The sequence below is a fragment of the Desulfoferula mesophila genome, assembly GCF_037076455.1.
GTDB classification, from domain to species: Bacteria; Desulfobacterota; Desulfarculia; order Desulfarculales; family Desulfarculaceae; genus Desulfoferula; species Desulfoferula mesophila.
In genome coordinates, this window is the sequence record NZ_AP028679.1 from 2,084,660 (window position 1) to 2,109,780 (window position 25,121).

At 66.7% G+C, this 25,121-nt stretch carries 20 protein-coding genes; 12 read left to right on the top strand and 8 right to left on the bottom strand.

Features of this window, described 5'->3' with window-relative positions:
* Window positions 1-2 precede the first annotated feature (2 nt).
* Window positions 3-1,598: an MBL fold metallo-hydrolase gene (locus AACH32_RS09270; RefSeq protein ID WP_338606494.1), complete on the bottom strand. Its 1,596-nt coding sequence runs from the start codon at window positions 1,596-1,598 to the stop codon at window positions 3-5.
* Between the two features lie 166 nt (window positions 1,599-1,764).
* On the opposite strand from AACH32_RS09270, the gene AACH32_RS09275 reads away from it, so the two are divergent.
* The 12 genes from AACH32_RS09275 to AACH32_RS09330 all read left to right on the top strand — a co-directional run bounded on the left by AACH32_RS09275 (window position 1,765) and on the right by AACH32_RS09330 (window position 12,016).
* A complete protein-coding gene (locus AACH32_RS09275) occupies window positions 1,765-2,427 on the top strand; it encodes a TIGR00730 family Rossman fold protein (protein WP_338606495.1) in 663 nt (220 codons plus the stop codon).
* A gap of 95 nt (window positions 2,428-2,522) precedes the next feature.
* Window positions 2,523-3,059 carry a peptidylprolyl isomerase gene (locus AACH32_RS09280; RefSeq protein ID WP_350341573.1) on the top strand — a complete coding sequence of 179 codons (537 nt, stop codon included), beginning with the start codon at window positions 2,523-2,525 and terminating at the stop codon, window positions 3,057-3,059.
* 3 nt (window positions 3,060-3,062) lie between these two features.
* Window positions 3,063-3,752, top strand: a complete 690-nt coding sequence (nth, locus tag AACH32_RS09285) for an endonuclease III (RefSeq protein ID WP_338606497.1) — start codon at window positions 3,063-3,065, stop codon at window positions 3,750-3,752.
* Window positions 3,753-3,757: 5 nt separating this feature from the next.
* A complete protein-coding gene (locus tag AACH32_RS09290; RefSeq protein ID WP_338606498.1) occupies window positions 3,758-4,036 on the top strand; it encodes an ACT domain-containing protein in 279 nt (92 codons plus the stop codon).
* Window positions 4,037-4,045: 9 nt separating this feature from the next.
* Complete coding sequence (locus tag AACH32_RS09295) at window positions 4,046-5,404, top strand: PFL family protein (RefSeq protein ID WP_338606499.1); 1,359 nt, start codon at window positions 4,046-4,048, stop codon at window positions 5,402-5,404.
* 69 nt (window positions 5,405-5,473) lie between these two features.
* Window positions 5,474-6,424, top strand: a complete 951-nt coding sequence (locus tag AACH32_RS09300) for an AEC family transporter (RefSeq protein ID WP_338606500.1) — start codon at window positions 5,474-5,476, stop codon at window positions 6,422-6,424.
* Window positions 6,425-6,536: 112 nt separating this feature from the next.
* Window positions 6,537-7,247 carry a protein-L-isoaspartate(D-aspartate) O-methyltransferase gene (locus AACH32_RS09305; RefSeq protein ID WP_338606501.1) on the top strand — a complete coding sequence of 237 codons (711 nt, stop codon included), beginning with the start codon at window positions 6,537-6,539 and terminating at the stop codon, window positions 7,245-7,247.
* 17 nt (window positions 7,248-7,264) lie between these two features.
* Window positions 7,265-7,753, top strand: a complete 489-nt coding sequence (locus AACH32_RS09310) for a SixA phosphatase family protein (protein WP_338606502.1) — start codon at window positions 7,265-7,267, stop codon at window positions 7,751-7,753.
* A gap of 134 nt (window positions 7,754-7,887) precedes the next feature.
* Window positions 7,888-9,288: an MATE family efflux transporter gene (locus tag AACH32_RS09315; protein WP_338606503.1), complete on the top strand. Its 1,401-nt coding sequence runs from the start codon at window positions 7,888-7,890 to the stop codon at window positions 9,286-9,288.
* Window positions 9,289-9,355: 67 nt separating this feature from the next.
* Complete coding sequence (locus AACH32_RS09320) at window positions 9,356-9,700, top strand: PAS domain-containing protein (RefSeq protein ID WP_338606504.1); 345 nt, start codon at window positions 9,356-9,358, stop codon at window positions 9,698-9,700.
* A 5-nt stretch (window positions 9,701-9,705) separates the two neighbouring features.
* Window positions 9,706-10,995 (top strand): MFS transporter, encoded by a 1,290-nt coding sequence (locus AACH32_RS09325; protein WP_338606505.1) that lies wholly within the window; start codon window positions 9,706-9,708, stop codon window positions 10,993-10,995.
* Between the two features lie 79 nt (window positions 10,996-11,074).
* Complete coding sequence (locus AACH32_RS09330) at window positions 11,075-12,016, top strand: NAD-dependent epimerase/dehydratase family protein (protein WP_338606506.1); 942 nt, start codon at window positions 11,075-11,077, stop codon at window positions 12,014-12,016.
* 31 nt (window positions 12,017-12,047) lie between these two features.
* On the opposite strand, the gene AACH32_RS09335 is transcribed toward AACH32_RS09330, so the two are convergent.
* From AACH32_RS09335 to AACH32_RS09365, 7 genes are all read right to left on the bottom strand, one after another.
* Window positions 12,048-14,717, bottom strand: a complete 2,670-nt coding sequence (locus tag AACH32_RS09335; RefSeq protein ID WP_338606507.1) for an ArnT family glycosyltransferase — start codon at window positions 14,715-14,717, stop codon at window positions 12,048-12,050.
* Window positions 14,718-14,760: 43 nt separating this feature from the next.
* On the bottom strand, window positions 14,761-17,010 hold the full coding sequence (locus AACH32_RS09340; protein ID WP_338606508.1) for a hypothetical protein: 2,250 nt from the start codon (window positions 17,008-17,010) through the stop codon (window positions 14,761-14,763).
* 204 nt (window positions 17,011-17,214) lie between these two features.
* The gene (locus AACH32_RS09345; RefSeq protein WP_338606509.1) at window positions 17,215-19,902 is read right to left on the bottom strand and encodes a hypothetical protein; all 2,688 of its coding nucleotides are present in this window, start codon (window positions 19,900-19,902) and stop codon (window positions 17,215-17,217) included.
* Window positions 19,899-22,823: a glutamate synthase-related protein gene (locus AACH32_RS09350; protein WP_338606510.1), complete on the bottom strand. Its 2,925-nt coding sequence runs from the start codon at window positions 22,821-22,823 to the stop codon at window positions 19,899-19,901. The genes AACH32_RS09345 and AACH32_RS09350 overlap by 4 nt, the downstream gene beginning before the upstream one ends.
* 45 nt (window positions 22,824-22,868) lie before the next feature.
* Entirely contained in the window at window positions 22,869-23,810 is a 942-nt protein-coding gene (locus tag AACH32_RS09355; RefSeq protein WP_338606511.1) for a methylenetetrahydrofolate reductase, read from the bottom strand.
* Window positions 23,807-24,478 carry a methylenetetrahydrofolate reductase C-terminal domain-containing protein gene (locus AACH32_RS09360; protein WP_338606512.1) on the bottom strand — a complete coding sequence of 224 codons (672 nt, stop codon included), beginning with the start codon at window positions 24,476-24,478 and terminating at the stop codon, window positions 23,807-23,809. The genes AACH32_RS09355 and AACH32_RS09360 overlap by 4 nt, the downstream gene beginning before the upstream one ends.
* Before the next feature lie 6 nt (window positions 24,479-24,484).
* Window positions 24,485-24,913 (bottom strand): hydrogenase iron-sulfur subunit, encoded by a 429-nt coding sequence (locus AACH32_RS09365; RefSeq protein WP_338606513.1) that lies wholly within the window; start codon window positions 24,911-24,913, stop codon window positions 24,485-24,487.
* Window positions 24,914-25,121 lie beyond the last annotated feature (208 nt).

The following is a 25,121-nucleotide window of genomic DNA, read 5'->3' on the forward strand; positions in this document are numbered from 1 at the left end:
GTCTAGGCCGCCTCCCCCATGGCGGCGGCCTGGTTGGCCGCCTTGAGGGCCCTGAGCAGGGCGGTGGCCTCCTCGGGGCTCAGGCCGCTTTCCGGCACGGCCAGGCGGTCGGCCAGCTGGGCCAGGCGGCCGCTGAGCTTACGCACCTCGTCGGCCAGCTCGGCGGGCTCCACCTTGGCCAGCTGCTCGGGACGGGTCTTGAGATCCTGCACCTCGTTCCAGCGGGGGATGTGGAAGCGCACCTTGGGGAAGCGCGCCTGGGCCACCGCCTTGAAGGTCACCATCTGCTCCTCTTCGCCGTGGATCAGGTTGACCTTGACGCCCGGACGCATCAAGGGCTCCATCCAGGCCAGCAGCTCGCTTTGGTCGGCGTGGGCCGAGAAGCCGTTGATGGTGTGCACCTTGGCCCGCACGGCCACGTCCTCGCGGAATATCTTGACCTTGGGGGCGCCTTCCACCAGCAGGCGGCCGGTGGTGTTCTTGGCCTGGAAGCCCACGATCACCACGTGGGTGTTGGGCCGCCACAGGTTGTGCTTGAGATGGTGCTTGATGCGTCCGGCGTTGGCCATGCCGCTGCCCGCGATGATGATGGCCGGTCCCATGAAACGGTTGATGTTCTGGCTTTCCTCGGTGCTGGTGGTGAACTTGAGGTTGGGGAAGTTCAGCGGGGTGTCGCCGTTGGCCAGGATCTCCTTGGTCTCCTCGTCGAAGTACTCCGGGTGATCCCGGAAGATGCGGGTTGCGTTGATGGCCAGGGGCGAATCCAAAAACACCGGCATGTCCTCGGGCAACTCGCCATCACGATGGGCCTTGGCCAGGATGTAGATGAGCTCCTGGGTGCGTTCCACCGCAAAGGCGGGGATGACCACCTTGCCGCCCTCGGCGTAGGCTTGCTTAACGATGTCCAAAAGTTCGTGCACGCTCTCGGGCAGGGACTTGTGGGTGCGCCCGCCATAGGTGGTTTCCATGAACAGGGTGTCCACCGGGTCCATCTTGCCGGGGTCGGGCACGATGAGCTGGTTGGGGCGGCCTACGTCACCGGAAAAGCCCACCCGGTGAACCCCGTTTTCACCCACCAGGGTCAGGTGCAGGCTGGCCGCCCCCAGGATGTGGCCCGCGTTGACAAAGCAGGCCCGCACTCCGGGCAAGAGCTCCTCCTTGCATTCGAACTCCACCGGCCGCAGCAAGGTGATGGCCGCCTCGGCGTCGGCCACCTCGTAAAGCGGCTCCAGGGCGTTTTTGCCCTGCCGGCGATTTTTGCGGCTCTGCCATTCGGCTTCCATCTGCTGGATGTTGGCCGAGTCCAGCCAGAGGATCTTGAGCAACTCGCAGGTGGGTTTGGAGGCGTAAATGGGGCCGGAGTAGCCGTCGCGCACCAGGCGGGGCACCAGGCCGGAGTGGTCGATGTGGGCGTGGGTGATGAAAATGGCGCTCAGGTCCGGCACCCGGTAGGGCCCGGCGATCCAGTTGCGCCGCTCCAACTGGGCGCTGCCCTGGAACATGCCGCAATCCACCAGGAAACAGCGGTCGTCGTCCATTTCGATGAGATAGGATGATCCGGTCACGGTGCGGGCCGCGCCCATGCAGGTAAGTCGCATTCGCTACTCCTTGGCCTGGTATTATTGCTCGGGACGGCCCCGGTTCCGCCTCTTGACAGCGGGCCGCCGTTGCGTGGACGATACCAAAACGACTGCTAGTATATCAGGGTCTTGGTCCTTGGTCTCATGGCCGGGGGCGAACAGGCACCCTCAGCGAGGTGAGACCATGCCGGATCAATCAGAACAACAGTACGTAATCGACGCCCTCAGCGCCAGGGAATCCTGGCGCATGTTCCGCATCATGAGCGAGTTCGTTGACGCCATCGACGACATGAGTCACATCCCCAAGGGGGTGAGCATCTTCGGCTCGGCCCGGGTGGCCCCGGACAGCCCGTCCTACAAGCTGGCCGAGGAGGTGGGCCGCAAGCTGGTGGAGGCCGGTTTTTCGGTGATCACCGGCGGCGGCGGCGGGGTCATGGAAGCGGGTAACAAGGGAGCCACCGAGGCGGGGGGCCATTCGGTGGGGCTCAACATCGAGCTGCCCTTTGAGCAGCGGCCCAACCCCTACGCCAACGTGCGCATGAACTTTCGCTACTTCTTCGTGCGCAAGGTCATCTTCGTCAAATACTCGGTGGCCTATATCGTCATGCCCGGCGGCTTCGGGACCTTGGACGAGTTGGCCGAGGCCCTTACCCTGATCCAGACCAAGCGCATCCGCCCCTTCCCGGTGATCCTCATGGGCAGCGATTATTGGTCCGGCCTGGTAGACTGGATCAAAAACACGCAGTTGGCCAACAAGATGATCAGCCCGGAAGACCTCGACTATTTCCGGGTGATGGACGACCCGGCCGAGGTGGTGCGGCTCATCAAACAGGTGGTGATACTTTAGAAACCCGAAGGTATCTTTGGGGCGCGGAGCAGGCAATGAGGGCTAGCAAGTTAGCGGTTTTGTTTATCCTGGCTGCGGCCATTAGTTTAACTTTCATGGCCGGGGGAGCCTCCCTGGCCGCAAGGAGCAATCCCGTGGTCAAACTTCAGACCAGCATGGGCGACATCGAGATAGAGCTTTATCCCGACAAGGCCCCCAAGACGGTGGAGAACTTCCTCAACTACGTCAACAAGGGCTTTTATAACGGCACCGTGTTCCACCGGGTCATCAACGGCTTCATGGTCCAGGGCGGCGGCCTCAACGACAAGATGCAGCTCAAGGCCACCGACAAGCCTATCCAGAACGAGGCGGACAACGGCCTGAAGAACGACGAGTACACCGTGGCCATGGCCCGCACCATGGACCCCAACAGCGCCACGGCCCAGTTCTTCATCAACGTGACCGACAACGACTTCCTGAACTTCAAGAGCAAGGACGCCCAGGGCTGGGGCTACGCCGTGTTCGGCAAGGTCATCAAGGGCATGGACGTGGTGGACAAGATCAAGACCGTGGAGACCACCACCAAGGGCATGCACCAGGACGTGCCGGTGACCCCGGTGGTGATCAACAAGGCGGAAGTGGTCCAGGAGTAGGCCTTGGCCGGCGACAAGGGCAACAAAAGCGGGCGGGGGTTCACCCCGCCCGATCCCGCCAGGGTCAAGGCGGTGCTGGCCGCCTTGAACAAGCTCTATCCCAAGGCCAAGTGCGCCCTGAACTACCGCACGCCTTGGGAGCTGTTGGTGGCCACCATCCTGAGCGCCCAATGCACCGACCAGAGGGTCAACCAGGTCACCCCCGACCTCTTCGCCAAATATCCGGGCGTGGCCGATTTCGCCAAGGCGGGGCTCCCCGAGTTGGAGGAAGCGGTGCGCTCCACCGGCTTTTTCCGCAACAAGGCCAAGTCCATCAAGGGCGCGGCCCAGGCCATCATGGAAAAGCACGCGGGCCAGGTGCCGGACAACCTGGATGAGCTGGTCAAGCTGCCCGGCGTGGGGCGCAAGACCGCCAACGTGGTCTTGGGCGACGCCTTCGGGGTGCCGGGCATCACCGTGGACACCCACGTGGGCCGGGTGTGCCGCCGTCTGGAGTTCACCGACCAGACCGACGCGGTAAAGGCCGAGTTCGCCCTCATGGAGATCATCCCTCAAAAGCGCTGGACTCCCTTCAGCCACCAGGTCATCACCCACGGGCGGCAGGTGTGCCACTCGCGCAAGCCCGACTGCCCCGGCTGCGGCCTGCTCAAGCACTGCCCCTTTGGGCAGGAGCACCTAGCGGACCAGGATTAGAGAGCATGGAAAAGGAACGAGTCTTCGTGGTGGTCCTGGGCAAGGACCAAAAAGGCATCATCGCCCAGGTGAGCGGCCTGCTGTTCAAGCACGGAGCCAACATCGAGGACGTGCAGCAAAAGGTCATGGACGGTACCTTCGTGATGACCATGCTGGTGGACATCAGCGACAGCGCCTCGGGCTCGGCCGGGCTGCGCGACGCCCTGGAAGAGCTGGCCGCATCCATGGGCCTCAGGGTGATGCTGCACAACGAGGCCGTCATCAAGGCCATGCACAGGATTTAGGGTGTCGCCATGGAGTTCGGTGTAGAAGAGGTATTTGAAACCGCGGGGATGATTCTCTTCGAGAACTTCGACATCCGCGCGGTGACCCTGGGGGTGAACCTCAAGGACCTCATCGACCGCGACGCCGGGCGTCTGGCCGAAGAGGCCAACGAGCGCCTGGCGGGGCTGGGCCAGAGCCTGGTGAGCGAGGCCTGCGCGCTGAGCGAGTCCATGGGCCTGCCCATCATCAACAAGCGCCTGTCCATCACCCCGGCCGCCTGGCTCATCGAGCCCTGCGCCCAAAAGGACGCGCCGCTGCTCCTGGCCCAGGGCCTGGACGCGGCGGCCATCGAGGGAGGGGTGGACTTTATCGGCGGCTTCGGGGCCCTGGTGCAAAAGGGGACCACCGCCGCCGACCGGCGCATCATGGAATCCCTGCCAGAGGTCTTGGGCTCCACCCAGCGCCTGTGCGGCTTCCTGAACCTGGCCTCCACCTTGGCGGGCATGAACATGGACGCCATCGCCCGGCTGGGGCACATTCTCAAGGACATGGCCGCCGCCGCCGACAACGCCGTGGCCTGCGCCAAGTTCGTGGCCTTTTGCAACGCGCCCGAGGACAACCCCTTCATGGCCGGGGCCTTCCACGGCGGGGGCGAGGCCGACGCGGCCCTGAACGTGGGCATCAGCGGGCCCGGCGTGGTGCGGGCGGTGGTGGACAAGCACCCCGAGGCCGACCTCACCGAGCTGAGCGAGATCATTAGGCGCACCGTGTTCAAGATCACCCGGGGAGGCGAGCTGGTGGGCCGCGAGCTGGCCCGGCGTTTGGGCGTGGCCTTCGGGGTGGTGGACATCAGCCTGGCCCCCACCACGGCCATGGGCGACAGCGTGGGCCGCATTCTGGAGGGCATGGGCCTGGAGCGGGTGGGCGCGCCGGGCACCACCGCCGCCCTGGCCCTCTTGATCGACGCGGTGAAAAAGGGCGGAGCCATGGCCTCGGGCCGGGTGGGCGGCCTGTCGGGCACCTTCATCCCGGTCAGCGAGGACGAGGCCATGATCGAGGCGGTGGAGACCGGGGCGCTGACCCTGGAAAAGCTGGAGGCCATGACCGCGGTTTGTTCGGTGGGCCTGGACATGTTCGCCGTGCCCGGCGACACCAGCCCCGGCACCTTGTCGGCCATCATCGCCGACGAGCTGGCCATCGGCATGGCCAACGACAAGACCACCGGAGTCAGGGTGATCCCCGCGCCGGGTACCAAGGCCGGCGACTCGGTGGAGTTCGGGGGCCTGCTGGGCCGGGCCCCGGTGATGCCGGTGAACCGCTTCTCGGGGGAAGCCTTCGTGGCCCGGGGCGGCCACCTGCCCGCGCCCATCCGCTCGCTGCGCAACTAGACCGCGCCGCGCGGCCTGAGCACGGTTGGGGTGTGGGCGGCCCGGCGCTCTGCCGCAAGGAGGGGCTACATGGATTTTCAAATCCGGGTGTTGTCTTCCATCGCGGTGCTGGTGGGCCTGATCTGCCTGGCGGTTCTCCTTAGAAAATTAAAGGTGCTGGAAGAGTCCCACGGCGCCCTGTTCGCCAAGCTGGTCTCCCAGGTGACCCTGCCCGCCACCATCCTGGTCTACCTGGTATCCAAGCCCATACCCTGGGGCGACGTCCAGTTGGCGGGTCTGATGTTTCTGGCCGAGGCGCTCTGCCTGGCCCTGGCCTGGCTGATCGGCCGCGCCCTGGGCCTGGACCATCCCCGCCTGGGCTCCCTCATGCTCACCGCCGGTTTCGGTTCCTCGGCCCTGTTGGGCTACGCCCTGGTGGCCGAGGTGTACCCCGGCCAGGCCCAGGCCATCGTGGACGCGGTGGTTATCTCCGAGATCGGCGTGGGTCCGCCCCTGTTCACCGTGGGGGTCATGGTGGCCATCTACTTCGGCAGCGCCAAGGTGGGAGCCGGGCAAAGGGTCTCGGCCGCGCTGGCCTTTTTCCGTTCGCCCATCTTCTTCGCCGTGGCGGCGGGCCTGCTCCTGTCCAGCATCGGCCTGCCCCGGCACAACCCGGTGGTGTCCTCCATCCTAGACGGCCTGCGGGTGGTGGCCGGGGCCAACACCCTGGCCGTGGCCCTCACCGTGGGCCTGGTGCTCCGGCTCAACGTGCTCTCGGCGGGCATCGGCCTGGTGGCCGCGGTGTGCCTGATCAAGTTGGTTGCCGCGCCCCTGTTGGTGTGGCTGCCCCTGTCCCTGGTCGATTTGCCCGAGCTGGGCAAAAACATCCTCGTCCTGGAGGCGGCCATGCCCTCGGCCCTGCTGGGGGTGGTTTTGGCCAAACGCTACGGCTGCGACGGCCCCCTGGCCGCCAAGCTGGCCTTTTCCACCACCATAGCCGGCGGGGCCAGCCTCTTGTTGGTGGCCTCCTTGCTCATCTAGCCGCCGCTTTCCCGGCATCGCCGCCGTTGTCCTTGCCTTGAAGCCGGGCGGGCCGAGGTGCCAAAATAATAGATATAGTCCCAAGGTTCTGTCGCTTGCGGAGGCGCGGGTAATGTCCCTGCGGGTAATTTTGAGTTGCGCGCTGCTGTTGTCCCTGGCCCTGCCCGTCTGGGGGGCCGAGGACTACGCCGCCGCGCGCCAACGCATGGTGAGTGAGCAACTGGCCGCCCGCGACATAAAGGATCCCCGGGTGCTGGCGGCCATGGGTCAGGTGCCCCGGCACCTTTTCGTGCCGCCCGATCTGCGGGAAAAGGCCTATGCCGACCACCCCCTGCCCATCGGCCAGGGACAGACCATTTCCCAACCCTATATCGTGGCCTTCATGAGCCAGGCCGTGGCCATAAAGCCGGGTGACAAGGTATTGGAGATCGGCACCGGCTCGGGCTACCAGGCGGCGGTCCTGGCGGCCATGGGGGCCGAGGTCTACAGCGTGGAGATTATTCCCGAGCTGGCCGTTCAGGCTTCCGAGCGCCTCAAGCGCCTGGGCTATAAGGTGCGGGTCATGGCGGGCGACGGCAATCTGGGCTGGCCCGGCGAGGCGCCCTTCGCGGCCATCCTGGTCACGGCCGGCGCCCGCAAGATACCCCCCAAGCTGGTGGAGCAGTTGAAACCGGGCGGGCGCATGATCTTGCCGTTGGGGCCGGACGTCTGGTCCGAGGAACTGACGCTGGTGAGCAAGGACGCCCAGGGCGGAGTGAGCAAGCGCTCCCTGCTGGCGGTGCGCTTCGTGCCCCTGGTGGACGGCGCCCAACCCAGGAAATAGACCATGGGAGGTGGGTAATGGAAATTTATCTGATGCAGCACGGCCCCAACCTGCCGCCGGAACAAGACCCCCAGGAGGGGCTGAGCCCGGAAGGGGAGGTGGTGGTAAGCCGTACCGCCGTGGCCTTGGCCCGCCTGGCCCTGCACCCCGGCCTCATGATCTCCAGCCCCAAGGCCAGGGCCCGCCAAAGCGCCGATATCGTTTCCCGGGCCCTGAATTACGATCCCACCCAAATTCTGGTTAGCGATCAGGTCAAGGCCATGACCGAGCCCGGCGACACCCTGCAATTCCTGGCCGCCCAGCAAGAGCAGGCTCCGCTGTTGGTGGTGGGGCATCTGCCCAACCTGGCCAAGGTGACCGCCGGGCTCTTGTCCGCCGCCGGACAGGCGCAGGTGGATTTCCAGAGGGGCGGCGTCTGCGCTCTCCAGGTGGAGGATCTGCCCCGGGGCAAGGGCAAGCTCCTTTGGTATTTGCCCCCCGCGGTCACCGCCCTCATGGCGAACTGACCCGGAAAATCGGGCGCGAGCCCCAGGCCGCCGGGGCCGGACCCGAATTGTCAATTTCTTGCCGGTTGACCGCCTTTCAGCGTGCCAGTATTCTTGCAGCCTTTAGATCACCCCGCAAAATCGGGCGTTGAATTATGGTGCGCGCAATGCTTCGGCGCTGGTCTCAACCAAACGGCTACCGCCAGGTCTTGGCCGTGGGTCTTCCTCTGGTGGTGAGCTTCGGCACCACCTCGTTGATCCACTTCACCGACCGGGTGTTTTTGGCCAATTACTCCGTGAACGCCATCGCCGCCGCCTTGCCGGCGGGTATCGCCTCGTTTCTGAGCATCTGTTTTTTCATGGGCGTGGTCAGCTACGTCAACGTCTTCGTGGCCCAATACGTGGGGGCCGGGGCCTTCCAGCGGGTGGGAGCCTCCCTGTGGCAGGGCATCTATTTTTCCCTGGCCTCGGCCCTGTTTTTGGCCTCGCTGTATTTCGTGGCCGAGCCGATCTTCGCCTTTGCCGGCCACCATCCCGAGGTGATGCGCCTGGAGGTGATCTACTTCCGCATCCTCACCCTGGGGGCGGGGGCGGTGGTAATGGCCACCACCCTGAGCTGCTTTTTCTCGGGCCGGGGGCTCACCCGCCCGGTGATGCTGGTCAACCTGGCCGGTGCCGCGCTGAACATCCCCCTGGACTACATACTCATCAACGGGGTGGGCTGGTTCCCGGAGATGGGCATCGCCGGAGCGGCGTTGGCCACGGTGGCCTCCCAAGTGTTGGTGCTGCTGCTTTTCGCCCTGGCCGTTTTCACCCGCGGCCACGACCGCTGCTTCGCGGTGCGCCGGGCCCGGGCCTGGGACGGGGGGCTCATGCGGCGCATGTTGCGCTATGGCCTGCCCGGCGGGGTGCAGTTTTTTCTGGACATCCTGGTGTTCACCTTTTTCGTGTTCATGGTGGGCCGCCTGGGCCGGGCCGAGCTGGCGGCCACCAACATCGTCATGGCCATCAACACCCTGTCGTTCATGCCCATGATCGGCATGTCCGTGGCGGTGAGCACTCTGGTGGGCCAGGCCATAGGCGCGGGCAAGCCCTCGGGAGGGGTGCGCGCCACCTCCAGTACCCTGCACATAGCCTTGGCTTACATGGGCCTGGTGGCCCTGGCCTTCGTGTTCTTGCCCCGCGAATTGCTGTATTTCTTCCACTCCGAGCACGCGGACGCCGCCTCCCAGGCCCGCATGCTGGAGCTGGGGGTGGAGCTGTTGCGCTTCGTGGCGGTCTACTCCCTGTTCGACGCCATGGCCCTGGTGTATATGGGCGCCCTCAAGGGAGCGGGCGACATCATGTTTGTGATGTGGACCATGGCTCTGGCCTGCCTGGGCATGGTCATCGCCCCCATGCTGCTGGGCGTGGAGCTGCTGGGCCTGGGGCTCTATTACATCTGGGGCTGCGTCACCTTCTACGTGGTGGTGCTGGGCCTGGTGTTCCGTTGGCGCTACGGCCGGGGATTGTGGCAGAATATGCGGGTCATCGAGGCTACGGGAGCTGCCGACTAGGCCGGGCATTGTACCGGGGGCCCGATGGCCGGTCGGCCAAATTATCTCATCAACTCGGAGCGTGCGCATGAGCAGCGTGGCAAACATATCCTACCCGGCGGAGTTGCTGGATCAGCTCCCGGTGGCGGTGACCGTGCTGGACCGCGAGGGCATCATCAAATACTACAATGAGCACGCGCCCCAGGTGGTGGACCGCAAGCCCGAATACCTGGGCCGCGACATCCGCGAGTTCCACCAGCCGGCCAGCAACGCCAAGATGGAGCGGATCTTCGCGGCCTATGCCCAGGGCGGGCGCGAGGAGTATTGCTGGCGGCTCAAACGGGGCGACAAGGAGTTCATGGTGAGGGTGCGGCCCTGGCTGGTGGACGGCCAATGGGCGGGCCTGGTGCACACGGTCATGCTCCTGGGCTAGAGCGCTTGCAAACCCCGGCCACCAAATACCCGCCGCTGTGGCTCAGTTGGCTGGTATGGGGCCTGGGGGCGCTGTTTTATCTGATGGCTTTTTATCAGCGGGTGGCCCCGGCGGTCATCACCCGCGAGCTCATGAGCCAGTTCGGCCTTTCCGCCGCCGCCTTGGGCAACCTTTCCGCCTATTATTTTTACGCCTACGTGGCCATGCAGATCCCCACCGGGGTGCTGGCCGACCACTGGGGGCCGCGCCGCCTGCTATCCTCAGGAGCCCTGGTGGCCGGGGCCGGTTCGCTGCTCTTCGGCCTGGCTCCCTCCCTGGGCTGGGCCGAGCTGGGACGCCTGCTGATCGGCGGGGCGGTGGCGGTGGCCTGGGTGGCGCTGCTTAAGCTGGCCGCCCACTGGTTCAACGCCAAGCGTTTCGCGGCCATCACCGGCATGGGCCTTTTGGTGGGGGTGATCGGGGCGGTCACCGCCGGGGCGCCCCTGCGCCTGCTGGTGGACGCCTTTGGCTGGCGGCCGGTGCTGGCCGCTTCGGGGGTCCTTACCCTGGCCATAGCCCTGGCCATCTGGCTGGTCATCCGCGACGACCCCAGCCAGCGCGGCTGGCGCAGCCATGCCCCGGCGCGGGCTCCGGACGGCGCCTCCCATGGAATTTTGGCCGGAGTGGCCCACATCTGGCGCTACCCCAACACCGTTCTGCTGTGCATCGCCGGAGGCGGGGTGGTGGGACCGGCGCTCACCTTCGCCGGGCTGTGGGGACCGCCCTACCTTTGCCAGCGCTACGGACTGACCCCGGCACAAGGCGGCCTGATCTGCTCGGTGCTCATGCTCTCCTGGGCCGTGGGCAGCCCCTTGGTGGGCGGTCTTTCCGACCGCATGGGCCGCCGCAAACCCGTGTATCTGGGCGGGACGGTGGTGGTGTTTCTGGGCTGGCTGGTGATGCTCTACTGGCCCGGCCTGCCCCTGACCGCCTTCGTGGGGGTGGGGGTGCTGGCCGGCCTGGCCACCGGCGGCATGATCCTTACCTTTGCCTGGTGCAAGGAATCGGTGCCCGTCCATCTTGGCGGCACGGTGAGCGGTGCGGCCAACATGGGGATAATGCTGGGGCCCACCCTGTTGCAGCCCACGGTGGGCTGGCTGCTGGACCTCAACTGGGGAGGAGCGGTGGTGCAGGGAGCGCGCGTCTACGACCTGTCCGCCTACCAGATCAGTTTCATCCCCATGGTGGCCTGGATCCTGTTGGCCGTGGTGCTCTTGGCCCTGGCCAGGGAAAGCCACTGCCGCCAATTGGTTTGAGCTAGGTTTGAGCCGGAGCGCTGTTGGTGGTAAACAGGGTTCAGGGATAATCGGGCCGTTTGGAGCAAGGCATCGGGTTATGCGACAAGCTGATTGGCAAGGACGTAGGGCTGTAGTCACCGGCGCGGCGGGCTTTTTGGGACGGCACCTGATCAGGGCCTTGACCCAGGCTGGGGCCGAAGTGACGGCCCTGGACCGGGTAGCGCCGCCGACTGGCCTGCCGAACGGAGTGCGCTGGCGGCAGGTGGACCTGATGAGCCCCCAGGGCATGCGCCAAGGCTTGGAGCTTGATCCGGGTCAGGCTTCCCGGGCCATGCTGTTTCATCTGGCCGCCCTGAGCATGCCGGTGGATTGCGCCCGCGATCCCCAGATGGCCCGCGCCCTCAACGCCGACATGGCCACCGCTCTGGGCCGGGCCTGGCTGGAGGCCGGCGGGCGCGGTATGTTGTTCGCCTCCACCTGCCTGGTCTACGCTCCGGTGATAGACGGCAGCGACGTCCGCGAGGACTACCCGGTCCTGGCGCGCAACCCCTACACCGAGGCCAAGCTGACCGCCGAACAGGGTCTCACCTCCCTGGCGGCCGAGGGCGATCTGGCCCTGCGCATCGTGCGCTTGGGCAACGTCTACGGGCCGGGAGCCCATCCGGGTACCGTGGTGCCCGAGGCCATGGCCATGGCCCGCGCCGGCCAAACCCCGCTCATGCGCCGGCCCGGCGAGGAGCTGGACCTCATCTACGTGGACGACGTGATAGAAGGCATGCGGCGCCTGGCCGCCCTGGAGCCGGAGCCTGCCGACCGCGTCGTCAACCTGGGCTCGGGCCGGGGCTGGCGGGTGGCCAAGATGGCCGCCGAGGTCAGCCGCCTGGCCGGGGTGGACCCGCCGCCGGACGACCAGTCCCAGCCGGGCTGGGGCTATCGCCTGGTGCTGGACGTGAGCCTGCTGCGCCGTCTCACCGGCTGGTCGCCCCAAACCGAGCGCCTGTGGGGCCTGGAGCAGACCTGGCGGGCCTATAACGCCTGATCATGTTGCAGGCCCGCGAGCGGTCTGCCGTCTATTTTCCCACTGGAATTACGCTAAGGGCCAAACCCGCGGGCAGGGGCGCCTCCCGGCGGCTCAGGCGCAGGTAACGCGCCGTGGTTGGCGCCAGCTCCAGGCGCACCGGGCCGGGCATGGCGGCCATGGGCGCCAGGCCGGACCAGTATAGCCGGGAGGGCCAGCGGGCCTGGAACGTGGCCGGAGTAAAGGCCGCGCCGTCCCGGGAAAGCTCCAGGCGCAGACCGGCGGGGGTGAGGGTCTGGCCCTGGGGCGGCAGCAGCTCCACCTGGGCGAGCTTGCGCCCCGCTCCCAGATCGGCCACCAGGCCGTCTCCCTGGGGCAGCAACGTCAACTTTTGGCCCTGGGCGGCAGGCGGGGCCTGGGGCGGATCGGCGATGATAAGGCCGTAGCCGTGGGCCGTCTTGCTCTCGGCGCGCCATCCCGCGCCGCGCAGGGCGGCCAGGGCATAGCCCAGGCGGCCGCTTTCCACCGCGAAGAACAGGCGATGGTCATCGGGCAGCAGCCAGGAGGCCCGCAGGTACTTGGGCAACCAGTCCGGGTGGCCGTGGCGCAGGGCCTGGGGACGCATTTTCTCGGGCAGCCAGGCGGCCAGGCCGGGCGGGCACCAGACCTGGGCGTGGGGCCCCAGCTCCTGGCGTAGCCAATGGGCGGCGGCCTGGGGCTCGGGCCGGGGGGCTCCGGCCGCGCCCACCAACAACTCCAGCACCGACCAGTTCCACTTGGGCCGATGGCCGACCTGCTCCAAACGCAGATAGCGCAGGTCATGGGGAGTAAAGCGCAGCTCTTGCCAGCTGTCGAAACGCAGGGCCACCAGCTTGTCGTCTCCGGTCCAGGCATAGGGCACCGGGTCCCCCTCCACCTCGGCCAACCGTTGCCAAGCCTGTCCGTCCACGCTGCCCATCACCCTAATGCGGTGGGGCGCGTCTTCAGCCATGCCGTTGAATAGCAGCACCTGGCATACCTGGGGCACCACGCGGCCCAGGTCCACCGCCACTTGCTGGCCCGGCTCCTGGCCCGCAAGGCTGCGCCAGCCCAGGTTGGCGTTGTGGTCCACCGCCCGATACGACCAGGCCGGGTTGGGTCCGGCCTGCACCCGCCACTCGGCGGGCGAGAGGGCCTGGGGATGCTGGGGCGGGGGAGTCACGTCGTAGAAGATGCGCCAGCCGCGCAATTCGTGCTCCTGAAAGCGGGCCCCCAGGGAAAGCAGGTTTTGCCGCAAACGGGGCACGGCGGGCTTGCCGATCTCGCAAAAAGCGAAGCGCTCGGCCCGGAGCAGGCCCCGCTCAAAGGCGGGGTTGCGGTCCTTGCGCGAGACCACGAACACCACCTTTTTGCGGCAATCAAAGGTGAGCACCGGGGCCACCCAATAGTGGGACACGTAGGCGTGGCTAACCCCCTGGGAGGCCAGGAAGCCCGACATATCTCTCGCCAGGGTGGTGAAGCCCTCGTAACGCGGTTTCAGGTCCGGGTCACCCAAGGGGGAAACCCGGTACACCCCCACCGCCAGAAGCACCGCCACCGCGCCCAGCCCGGCCCAGGCGGCCATCCGTCCCGCCACTCCCCGTTGCCCCAGGCGGTCAAAAGCCCAGGCCAGCAGCAAGGGCCACACCGCGTACAGGGGCACCAGATAGCGGTGGGTGCCCGAGGAGGAGAGGCCCATTACCCCGAACACCAGCACCACCGCGCCCACGGTGAGCAGCAGCACCTCCGAGCCGTCGCCCCGGTTGCCCCACACCAGGCGCCGCACCAGGTTCTTGCCCCAGAAGATCAGCCCGGCCATGGCGCTGAGGCCGGTGAGCGCCAGCACCGCCTGGCTGAGTACGGGCACCACCACCGCGTCCTTGCCGCTTAGGGCGAAATAGTGAGCGCCCAACAAAACCGGCAGGCTGCGTTCCCAGATGAAGCGGAGGCTCTGCCAGAAAGGTTCCTTGGGCTTGGGGTGGAACATAAAGTAATAGGTGGACCAGTCGGTGACGACGTTGTGCCACCACAGGGGCAGGCTGCCCAGGAAAAAAGCGGCCATCATCAGGGCGAAGGCCGGGCGGATCATCAGGCGGGGATCGCGCCGCCACCACACCAGGGCGCAGGGCAGGATGAAGTACACCGCCAGCATGTGGCACCACATCGCCACTCCGGCCAGCAGCCCGAACACCGCGCAGAGCCTGGCGTATTCTCTGGTGCCCGGCTCCCGGCGCAGGGCCCGCAGGGTGACCCAGATCAGCCATACCCCCAGGGCCAGGGTGTCGATGTAAATGGCCCGGGGCAACACCGAGTGCCAGATGAGGTAGAAGGGGCCCAGGGAGGCCAGGAACAGGGCCGCCAGGCCGGCCCGGCGTCCCCAGAGGTTCCGGCCGATGAGGTAGATGGCGGCCAGGTAGAACAGGGACATGAAGGTGGGCGAGAGATACAGGCTCTGGCGGCTCACCCCGAACAGCGCGAAAAATCCGGCGGCCACAATGGACTCCAGACTGCCGCCGTAGTCCTGGCCCCAAAACATCAGGGGCAGGTGGCCTTCCAGGATGTCCATGCCCATGAGCCCCACCACCGCTTGGTCGGAGTCCAGGGACGGGGCCAGGAAAAATATGCCGCGCACCGCCAAGGCCAATAGGGCGATAACGGCGATCCACCACAGGGTGGAGGTGCCTTTTTCCAGATTTGGGCTCACTTGCCTTGTTTTCGTTTTCCAGTCACGGTTGATCGCCGCTCCTTCATGGCCCCAGGCGCAGCCAGTCCAGGCCCACCGCGTCGCGGCCGCTGTGGCTCAACATTCTTACTTGAAGCAGGTGGCGGCCCGGTGAAACGCTGATCGGCAAACGGTAGATGCGCCAAGCGGTTTTGACCACCAGGATCTGACCCAATGGCTTGTCGTCCATATAAAACGCGATAACCGGCGGGGGCCCCGCTTGGGTACGGTCCGCCACCCGGTGGGCACGCACCTCCAGGAACTCTATGTCCCGCCCCGCCACCACCATGGTTTGGCCATGGTCGGCGGGGCTGCGCAATACCAACTGCACCCGGCGGTTGTAATAATTGCCGTAAAGCCGCGACTCTGCGGTGCGTAGGTTTTCCGCTTCCATGTAACCGGTCGGGACCAGACGCCCCAAAACCACGCTTGTCAGCAGCGCCGCCAAAACCAGGGCTCCGCCCGCGATCCCCAGGCGGCCCAGGCCCCAAGCGGGCGGCTGGGCGGCCGCGGGCTTGGGATCGCGCCAGAGGTAATACGCGGACGCTGCCAACAGGAGCAGCCAGGGCAGTACCGGCAAAATAGGTTGCCAGGAGATCTCGTTGAACGAGGGCCAGAAGCGATGGGCCGTGCCGGACAGGGCGTCGTCCAGCCAGGCCAGGAAGTTGTTGATGCCGGTGCGGCGATGGAAACGCCACTGGGGAATAAGCGTGAAAATCCAGGCCACCGCCAGGCTGGCCAGGCCCAGCGCGGCGCACAGCGAGCGCCACAGGCGACCGCCACGCGCGAAAGCGGGCAGGGACCATAGCGCCAGAATGGGCAGCAGAGGCGCCAAAAAGCGCCCCGGCGGGGTGAAGCCACCTTCCCATTGCACCCAGCGCCATAGAACGACCGCGCTCACCGACACCCCGGCGATTATAAGTCCGTACAGCAGTTGGCGCGGGTGCTCCCGGCCAAAGCGGGCCGCTCCGGCCAGGCCCAAAATAAGCCACGGCGCATAGGCCAGCAGCCCGAATTGCTGGTCAAAGAGCATGGCCGGCAGGGAGACGAGCATGGGGCCCAACTGCACGCCTTTGATGCTCCAGAGCTTGTTGGTCACCAGGCCAAGGCCGGGCGCACCGAGCAGGGAGGCCAGCAACAGCGCGGCCAACAAGGCGAGCAGACCGGAACCGATGAGCACGATTTTGCGCCGCCGAAGCGGGAAATGCAGATACAGGGCGGCAAGGCCGGCCAGGATCAGGCCCAGGGAAACCGGGGCCAGGCGCATCTTGGCCAGAGCCAGGAAAATAGCGATAAGGCCCAATAGCAGGAGGGCCGGCGCGGTGCGCCTTTGGATGCACTGGCAGCAATGCAAGCCAAGAATGACCCCCAGCACGCCCAAGGCTCCGGGATAGACGTGTTGGGTGAGCTGCAACAGGGGCAGGGAAAAGCCCAGCAGCCAGGTGGCGGCCAGCACGGGCCGCTCCCTGTACCCCAGGTTGAGGCCCAGGCGGCAGAACAGCCCCAGGGCAAGGGCCCCGGCCAGGGCCAGGATGGCCAAGGCGCCCAGGCGGCCGGCCAGCACCCATCCCGGGCCCAGCAGGGCGAAGAGCCCCCAGGACTCGGCCAAGGGCTTGGCCAAGCTCTTGCTCCAGCCGCCCCAATAAAAATGCAGACGGTATTCCGGCATGTGGGCCTGGCCGGAAGACAGGCCCAAGGCGGCCATAAGCCGGTCGGTGTTGATCAGATACAGGGACTCGTCGCCGCAAGTGCTCACCGCCTGGGCGACCCAAAAGTTCAGGCCCAGGTACAGGGCCAGGCCCAACAACGCGCCGCCCCAGGCCAGCAACCGGCCGTCGGCCCCGGGGCTGCCCCCCGCCTCCCACAGCATGGCCGCGACCAGCGCCGCCTGCCAGCTCAGGGCCGCCAAATAAGCCACCCCGCACCATAGGGGCCAGGCCGGGGTATGAGCGTGGAGGGCGGTGAAACCCAGCATGAGCGGCAGGGCCGCGTAGGCAGGCCAATCCAGGGAAGAGAAACGGGCGGCGGAGCGCGGGGCGTCCGTCCTGGCCCAGCGAGACAGCAGATACCCGGCGCTGCTCATGAATAGCAGGCCCAGGGGCGCCCAGTCGCCCAGGAACTTCCACCAGAAACCAGGACGGTCCAGGCCGATGAGGGGAGCCAAATCCCCGGCCGGGGAATCGGGCAGGCCCAGGCGATGGAGCAGCAAACGCATGGCCAGGGCCCATGCCAGGGCCAACGCGGCCTTGCCCAACCACGAACGCGAGATATTCATGGCCGGTAGCCCCCAACTGCGCATATAAAAGCACCTCCATCGCCTTGTGCCGCGCCGGTCGCGGCCCTTGGCCGCCCGATGGCACGATGAAGTTAACATATCAGCCGCCCCTGGCAAGCGGCAATAAAATGGCTCATTGAAGCGGCGCAAAAAAGACCGCCGCACCCCGAGGGATGCGGCGGTCCGGTCTGGTTGGTTGGTCGGCTACTCGGGAATGGCGTGCTTGGGGGATACCGTTTTCTTGCCCGGGCCCACCTTGCGGTAGACCTCGTGGGGGGCGCGCTTCACGCCGTCCACGGTGAGCAGGTCGTCCACGCTGATTCCGAAGTGGCGCTCGTTGGCCTCCAGGTAGGGGAGGATCAGCTCCCAGTCCTGGTCGGTGAGCTCGAAATAAGCCCCGCCGTTGAGCTGCTGGTCCACCAGCTTGTGCTCGGGGTCGCGCACGTAGATGGCACCGCCGCTGGCCAGGGAGAACAGGTTGGATCCGGGGTAGGGGGCCTCCAGGGGCACCACCTTGCCTTGCTTGTCAAAGGTGATGCCGTTGAGCACCACGAAGCCCCCGCCGTTGTAGGGGTCGCCGGCCATGAAGGATTCGGCCAGGAAGTCCAGGCAGGTGCCGTTGATGACCACCCGGGGACGGCCCACGGCGTTGATCAGGGGCCGGCCCGCGCCGTTGCCCATGATGAAAACCTGGCCGCCCTTGGCCCCGTACATGAAGGCCTGGCCCACGTCGCCGTGAATCACCAGGGTGCCGGCCTTCAGGATCTGGCCCAGCTGGTCCTGGCCGTTGTCGTGGATCTGAATCTCCAGGCCGTCCATGCCCGAGGCGATGTAGTCGCCGGAGGCGCCGTAGATGTCGAAGCGCACCTCCTCGGTCTCCGGGCCTAGGCCGCAGCCGTGGAAACGCTGGCCCTTGAGGCCGTAGACGATGAAGCGCTTCCAGCCCAGGTGATAGGCCTGCACCTCCAGGCGGGCATCGCACTCGTCGCCCTCGGGGGGGAAGTGGTGGGCGTAGACCACCAGCACCTTTTCATCGCCGGCCGGCGCGCGCAAATCGCCCTTGGTTTCCCAGTCGATACGGGCGTAGCGGGTGCCTTTGTTCTCGGCGATGGCCGGGGTGCGGTCCAGGATGCCGTTGATGGCGGTGCGCAGCAGCTGCAGCACCACCGAGCGCTTCAGCTCGCCGGTGTCGTAGCGGCGGTCGTTGAGCAGGGTCAGGACCTCCAGGGCCCACTGGGTGCCCTGGTCGCTGGCCTGGGCCACCTTTTCCACCTGGGCGATGAGCCAGCGCACCTGGGCGAAGCTCCAGGAGGCCATGGCCGAGGCCGCCTGCTCGTATACCGCCATGGGCTCGGAGCCCTCGGGCGCGGCGTTCAGCGCCTCTTCCAGGCTCTGGGCCTGGTCCGGGACGCTGGTGACCTCTTGGGGATCAAAGCGCCACTGGCCGGAGTCCACCTCGATGGGGGTGCCGAACTTGTCCATGCAGGTGAGGTCGTAGCCCTGGCCGTTGCCCTGCACGTTGAACAGGAAGGCGCCGCCGTCGGTGGAGCTGCCGCCGCGGGCGTTCCAGTAGCGGTCGGCCACCAGGCGGAAGCGGGGATCTTCCTGGTTCAGGGAGAGCAGGGTGGCGTCGATGGCCTGCTTTTCCGAGCCCACCAGGCCGATGGACACGTCGCCGTGTTGCAGGGCGAAGACCTGGGGACGCAGCATGGAGGTGTCGGTGATGCCCAGAAGCTGGTACAGGTCCTTCTCCGGGTTGGAGCGGGCGATGATGAAGAACCAGGGGCCGTCCGGGCTGCCGTGCATGTGCATGGCCTGGATGGCCCTGTACACCGGCTTCTTCTGGGCGGACAGGCGCTCGAAGTCCAGCTCGGTGGTGGGGGCCATGGCCTCGATGACGTACTCCAGGGGGTAGTGGTACACCCTGGTCCACAGGTCGAACAGCAGGACCGCCACCTCGGTGTCGGTGAGGAACTGGGTGGCGATGCCGTGCTGGCGCAGGTACTCGCTGACGCTGTAGTAGTTGGCGAAGTCGCCGTTGTGCACCAGGGCCTCGTTTAGCCCGATGAAGGGGTGGCTGCCGCCGGGGTGCCAGACGCGGCCCTTGGTGGGGTAGCGCTGGTGGGCGATCCACACCTTGGCCTTGAAGTCGTCCATGCCGTAGTACTGCACCACCGTCTCGGCGTAGCCCACCACCTTCATGATCACCAGGTTGCGGGCGTGGCTGAGCACGAAGGCGCGCTTTTCGCCCAGGCTGGTGTAGAAGGTGGCGTTGAGGCGGTTGGTGTTGCGGTAGATGAACTCGTCTTCCAGGGCTCGGCCGCTCAGCTCGCCCAGGCCCTCTTCGGCGGCGAAGGACTCCAGGGCCGCCGCTTTGGGCCGCACGAAATAGCGCACCACGTCCGGAGGCTTCACCTCCAGGCCGAAATCGCGGTAGTCGCCCTGGGTCTCAACCCTGGCCTTGTGGTGGATGTCCAGGTAGGGGCTGACACACTGGGCCTCGACCTCACCCTCGGCCTCGGGGTCCAAAAGGGCCACCTGCAGGATGTAGTCGTCTTTCAGGGTGCCGGCGTCCACGCCCAGCTGTTGGGGGTCCAGACAGGCCGCGGCGATGCCGCCGCCCTTGCCGTTGCCCCGGTTGTGCATCTGCACCGACGGTTCGAATATATGGCGTCCCCGCACGGGCACGTTGGCCGCGAAACCCACCACGCCGCAGCCGCCTTCTTCGGCGGCCTTGTGGGGGCTAAGCGGAGGAGCGTCGGCCGACGCCCTACGGCGGGAGGCCAGGATGGCCTCGGTCATGCGGGTCAGCTCCTCCCGGGAGGGGAGGCGGCTTTGTCGTCCTTGGGCTTGGAATAGGCTGGCCACGATGGCGGTTCCTCTCTCTTTCAAGCCTTTTTCTGATAATCCAGATGGGTGAGCAGGTCGCTGCGTCCCACCAGGTCCCGAACACTCTTGAGCCCCAGGCGCCACAGGATGTCCCGCAGCTGGATGGCCCAGGAGTTGAACAGGTTGATCACCCGCTGGCTGCCCCAGTCGGCGTCATAAGCCGCCGAAAGCACGGGGTCGGTGGTGGCGATGCCCCGGGGACAGCCCCGGCCGGACTCGCAGTTGGCGCAACGGATGCACTCCAGGGCCACCATGTCCGCGGTGCCGCAGACGATGCCGTCGGCGCCCAGGGCGATGGCCTTGGCCACGTCCCAAGCGGTGCGCACTCCGCCGGAAGCGATCAGGGTGATCTTGTCGCGGATGCCCTCCTCGGTGAGGAAGCGGTGCACCATGGGGATGGCGTACTCGATGGGCATGGCGATGTTCTTCTTGGCGATGTCCGGTGCCGCCCCGGTGCCGCCGTAGCTGCCGTCCAGGTGCACGATGTGGGCCCCGGCGTAATAGGAGCCCACGGCCACCATGTCCACGTCCACCGGGGTGGAGACCTTCACCGAGACCAGGGTGGTGGGGTTGACGTGCTTGATCCAGTCCACGTGCTTCTTGTGGTCTTCCACCGAATACACGGAGTGGAAGGGGAAGGGGCTGAACAGGGAGGTGCCCACCACGGCCTCGCGCATCTTGGCCACCGCCTCGGTGACCTTGTCGCCCAGCAGGTGGCCGCCCAGGCCGGGCTTGGCGCCCTGGGCGTATTTGAACTCCACGATGCGTACCCGCTGGATCGTATCCTCGCGCACCCCGAACAGACCCGTGGCCACCTGGGTGATCACGTTGTCGGAGTATTTTTCCAGCACGGGCGGGAAGCCACCCTCACCGGTGCAGGTGAAGGAGTTCATGGAGGAGTAAGCCCGGGCCCGGCTCTCCATGGTGGCCTGGCTCACCGAGCCGAAGCTCATGCCGCCGCCGTAGACCGGGAAGCCGATCTCCACCGGAGGCCGGCCGTCGTCGTCGCGCCGGTTCAGGGGCAGGGAAAGGTCCACGTCCTGAGGGCCGAAGCTGGCGTCGGGCGGCTCGGGCGGGAACACTATCTCCATGCGGTCGAAGCCGCCGCCGCTGGCGCCCTTGCGGTACTCCAGATTTTCCTCGGGCGGCTTGCCGGTCTCGGCCTGGATCCAGGTGGCCACCAACAGGTCGGCGGGCCAGCGGGGATCGCCGAAGGTCTTCCACACCGGGTTTTGCCCCACCCGAATGGCTTCCACCGGACAGGCGTCGCCGCAATAGGAGCCGATGGAGCGGCAATAATCCGCGCCCCGGCAATGGCGGCTGCGCGGGGCCAGCATCTTCTCGCCGGCCTTTACGTGCACCCCGAACTGGCAGACCTCGGCGCATTTGCCGCAGGCCACGCAGGTGTTGAGGCGCTCGACCTTGAACTTGGTCAGGGCGTTGCGGTAGCGCGAGGGCGCCGTGGCGATATTGACCGGCAGGGCGCTGTAATCGCCGGGAGCCAGCGGAGGGGCCGCGGTCGGCTTGGCGGGGGGCAGGTCGGTGACCCGCTCGCCGAAGATGGGCGCGAAGCTCATCTTCTCCAGGTCCTCGAAGACCATGGCCCGGCCCATCTCGCCGCGCAGGCGGCGCACCTCGCGGATGCCCATGGCCCCCATCAGCTCGATGAGCTGGGAGTGGAAGGCGCCCAGCAGGTTGACCACGCGGCGTTTGCCCTGCTCGGCGTCGATGCCGTCCAGGTTCACCGGGCAGTCGAAGCCCTCGGTGCAAGAGCCGCACAAGCGGCACTCCATGGCCACGTTGAGCACCAGGCCCAGGCTCACGGCGTCGGCGCCGCAAAGGATGGTCTTGGCCACGTGCTCGGCCAGGGCCACCCCGCCGCCGGCCACCAGGGTCACCTGGTCGCGGCAGGCCTCGTCCACCAGGCGCAGGTGCACCTCGCGCAACAGGTCGGTGATGAAGGTGCCCGCGGCCTTGCCCAGGCCCTGGCCCTTGTAGCCGGCCTGCAGGTAGAGCACCTCGGCTCCGGCCAGGGCCAGCTCGGCGGCGCGGTCGGCCGCGTCTTGGTCTAGAGCCAGGCGCACGGCCACCACCAGGTCGGGCCTGAGCTCTTTGAGCTTGGCCACGTCGTCCATCACCCCGGGGGTGTCGATCATCTCGGCCATGACCACCCCGTCCAGGGGGCTCAGGTTGGCCGGAACGCCGTCCAGGCGCACGATGAGGTGGGGGCGCAGGTCGGCCAACAGGTCGGCGGCCTCCTCATAGGTGGCCACGGCCAGGGTCCTGCCCTCCTTGGCCGCCAGGGCCAAGGCCCGGCGGGTGCCGGGGCCCGCCTTGCCCCAGGGGGGGATGTCCAGGATCATGGGCGTGGGCAACTCCACCATGGGCGGCATGTCCACGTCCAGGGCGCCGTCTTCGTCGAAGAACAGGCGGTCGGGGCGGCGGCCCAGCTCGATGGTGGTGCTGATGTATTCGCGGCCGTGGATGCCGTCGCGGGTGGGCCGCACGATCTCGCTCATGTCGGTCCACATCTTGTCAAAGCCGGGACCGGCAAAGGGGCCGCGATAGCCGGCCCCGGACACCGGGATGGCGCCGGTGGTGGCCTGCTTCCACAGGGTGCCGATGATGTCCGGCCGCCAATAATCGTCGCCCATGGCCTCGAACTGGGGGTTCACGGCCCGGGAGAGGATGCCTTTTTTGCATTCCTGCACGCAGCGCATGCAGCTGATGCACATGGAGTCGGTGGTGTCCACCACCTGCCCGGCGTCAAAGGTCTTCTTGCGATAAACCTCGTAAATGCAGCTATCGCGCTTGACGCACTTCAGGCAGCCCAAACAGCCTTCCGTCTCCATGGCGGCGATTTTGGCCACCGGAGTGAAACGCGGTTGGGTGGGGTCCACCTCGACGTGATACTTTTCGCCCATTATAAAAATCCCGCTCGTCTGCTGGCGTTGAGCCCGGGCCGGAGTCTAGACCTCCGGACGCGGGGACAGGCCTGCCTGGTTGATTATCTCGGGCAAGAGCTCCTCGGCCTCGATGGCCTGCAGATGCACTCCCTTGACCCCCGTAAGCTCCCTGACCTGTTCGATCAGCTCGATGGTCACCTTGATACCCTCGGCCTGAGGGTCGGAGGCGCCTTTCATACGGTCGATGAGCTCCTGGGGAACCACCACGCCGGGCACGTTCTTGTTCATGTAGTTGAGCATGCCCGCCGAACGGGGCACGATGAGCCCCGGCAGGATGGCGGTTTTTTCGGTCAGGCCCATGTCCACCGCCTTGGCCAACTGCTCGGCAAAGGCCTTGATGTCGTAGACGGCCTGGGTCTGGATGAAGTCCGCGCCCGCGGCCACTTTCTTGGCCAGGCGCAACACGCGAAACTCCACCGGCGGTCCCAGGGGAGTCCAGGCCGCGCCGATGAAGAACTGCGGCTTGCTGGTCAGGCTGTCGCCCCCGGCCTGCAGGCCCTCGTCGCGCATGTTCTTGATGATGTTGATCAGCTGGATGGAGTCCACGTCGTAGACTCCCTTGGCTCCGGGATGGCCCTTGAGCTTGCCGCTGGCCCCGGCGCCCTGGTGGTCGCCGCTGATGGCCAGGATGTTCTTCAGCCCCAGGGCGGCCGCGCCCAGCAGGTCGCTCTGCATGGCGATGCGGTTGCGGTCCCGGCAGGTCATCTGGGCCACCGGCTCCAGCCCGGCGTCCAAGAGGATCTTGGAGCCGGCGATGGAGGACATGCGCACCACCGCGGTCTGGTTGTCGGTGACGTTGTAGGCGTCGGCAATGCCCCTGAGCACTTCGGCCTTTTTGAGCACCTCGTCCACGTCCGGGCCCCGGGGCGGGCCCACTTCGGTGGTGAGGGCGAACTGGCCGGCGGCCAAAACCTTCTCTAACTTGGTTCCCGCTTTGAGACTCATGACCGCAGATCCTCCCGCAGCATCCTCTTGGGCCCTCCGGCCGGCGAGTTGGACCAGTCCTTGGGAGGACGCACCTTGGTGAGGTCCTCCAACCGGCCGCGGGCGGTGGCCCGCTCCACGATCAGCCGCCAGATACAGGGCGTGTCCTCGTTGATCTCACACATTCCGTTGGTGCGGGTGCCGCCGCAGGGGCCGTTTTGCAGGCTCTTGGCGCAGCGGGCCACCGGGCACAGGCCGAAGGTCAGCCCCAGCACGCAGTCGCCGCAGGCGGCGCAACGGCTGGTCCACAGGCCCGGCTCCTCACGGATGCTCAGGCTGGTGGTGTTGACTCCGGGGTAGAGCGAGGTATCGGCATAGCGCTCGGCCACCAGCTGCATGCCGATGCCGCAGGCCACGCTGACGATGGCGTCGGCCTCGGCCGCCGCCTCGGCGATGTCCTCCAGGAACTCGGGCTCGCACTGGCGCTCCAGGGTGGCGCTTTTCACCTCGATGGGGTTGCCGTCGTTTTGCATGGCCATGGCCAGCAGGGGCGCCAAGGTCTCCACCTCCCGCTCTCCGCCGGCGGCGCACTCGGCCACGCAGGTGGCGCAGCCGATTACCAGCACCTTTTTATGGCCGCGCAGGTAACCCACCATCTCCTCAATGGGCTTCCACTCAGCGGTAATCATCGGCGCTCAAACTCCTTTCATGGGGTTGGGCCCCAGGGCCCGCACGGCCTCGGCCCTCTGGCCGGCCATCTCCATTAAATCATCCAGGCTAAGGCCCGCGCCCCGGTCTAGACCCAGGCGTTCGGCGCCCATGCCAACCTGCTCCAAAAGCCCCCGGCCGCGGGCAATGCGCTTTTCGGCCCGGTTGCTGCCCACCAGATGTTGGCAGGCCTTCTCGGGACAAGCCGCTATCTGCACCCCGTCGGCGCCCTTTTCCAAAAGGCGCATGAGGTGGGGAAGCTGCACCTTGCTGCTACAGGGCAGCAGCACCAGGCGGACTCCGAAGCCCTCACCGGCGCGCTGCCCTTGCACCGGCTTGGCCTCGGCGGCCAAGCTCTGGCGGCAATAGAGCAGGGTGATCTGCGGCTGGAAATCTGCGGTCGAATTATTGGCCATGGTCTAAAAAATCTCCCGGAACCCCGCCCGGCGAAAGTGCCGGGCCCGGCCGCTCAATATGACGTTGCGGCCGCCGGTTTGGTTTGCCGCGACACACGCATGCCGCCCCGCGGGTTGGAGGCGACCAAAGGCGTGCTATCGCGAATTGTAAGCTGCACCCGCCCCTTGAGGGCGGCCGGAGGGCTGATGCGTCCCCTGGCAAACACGG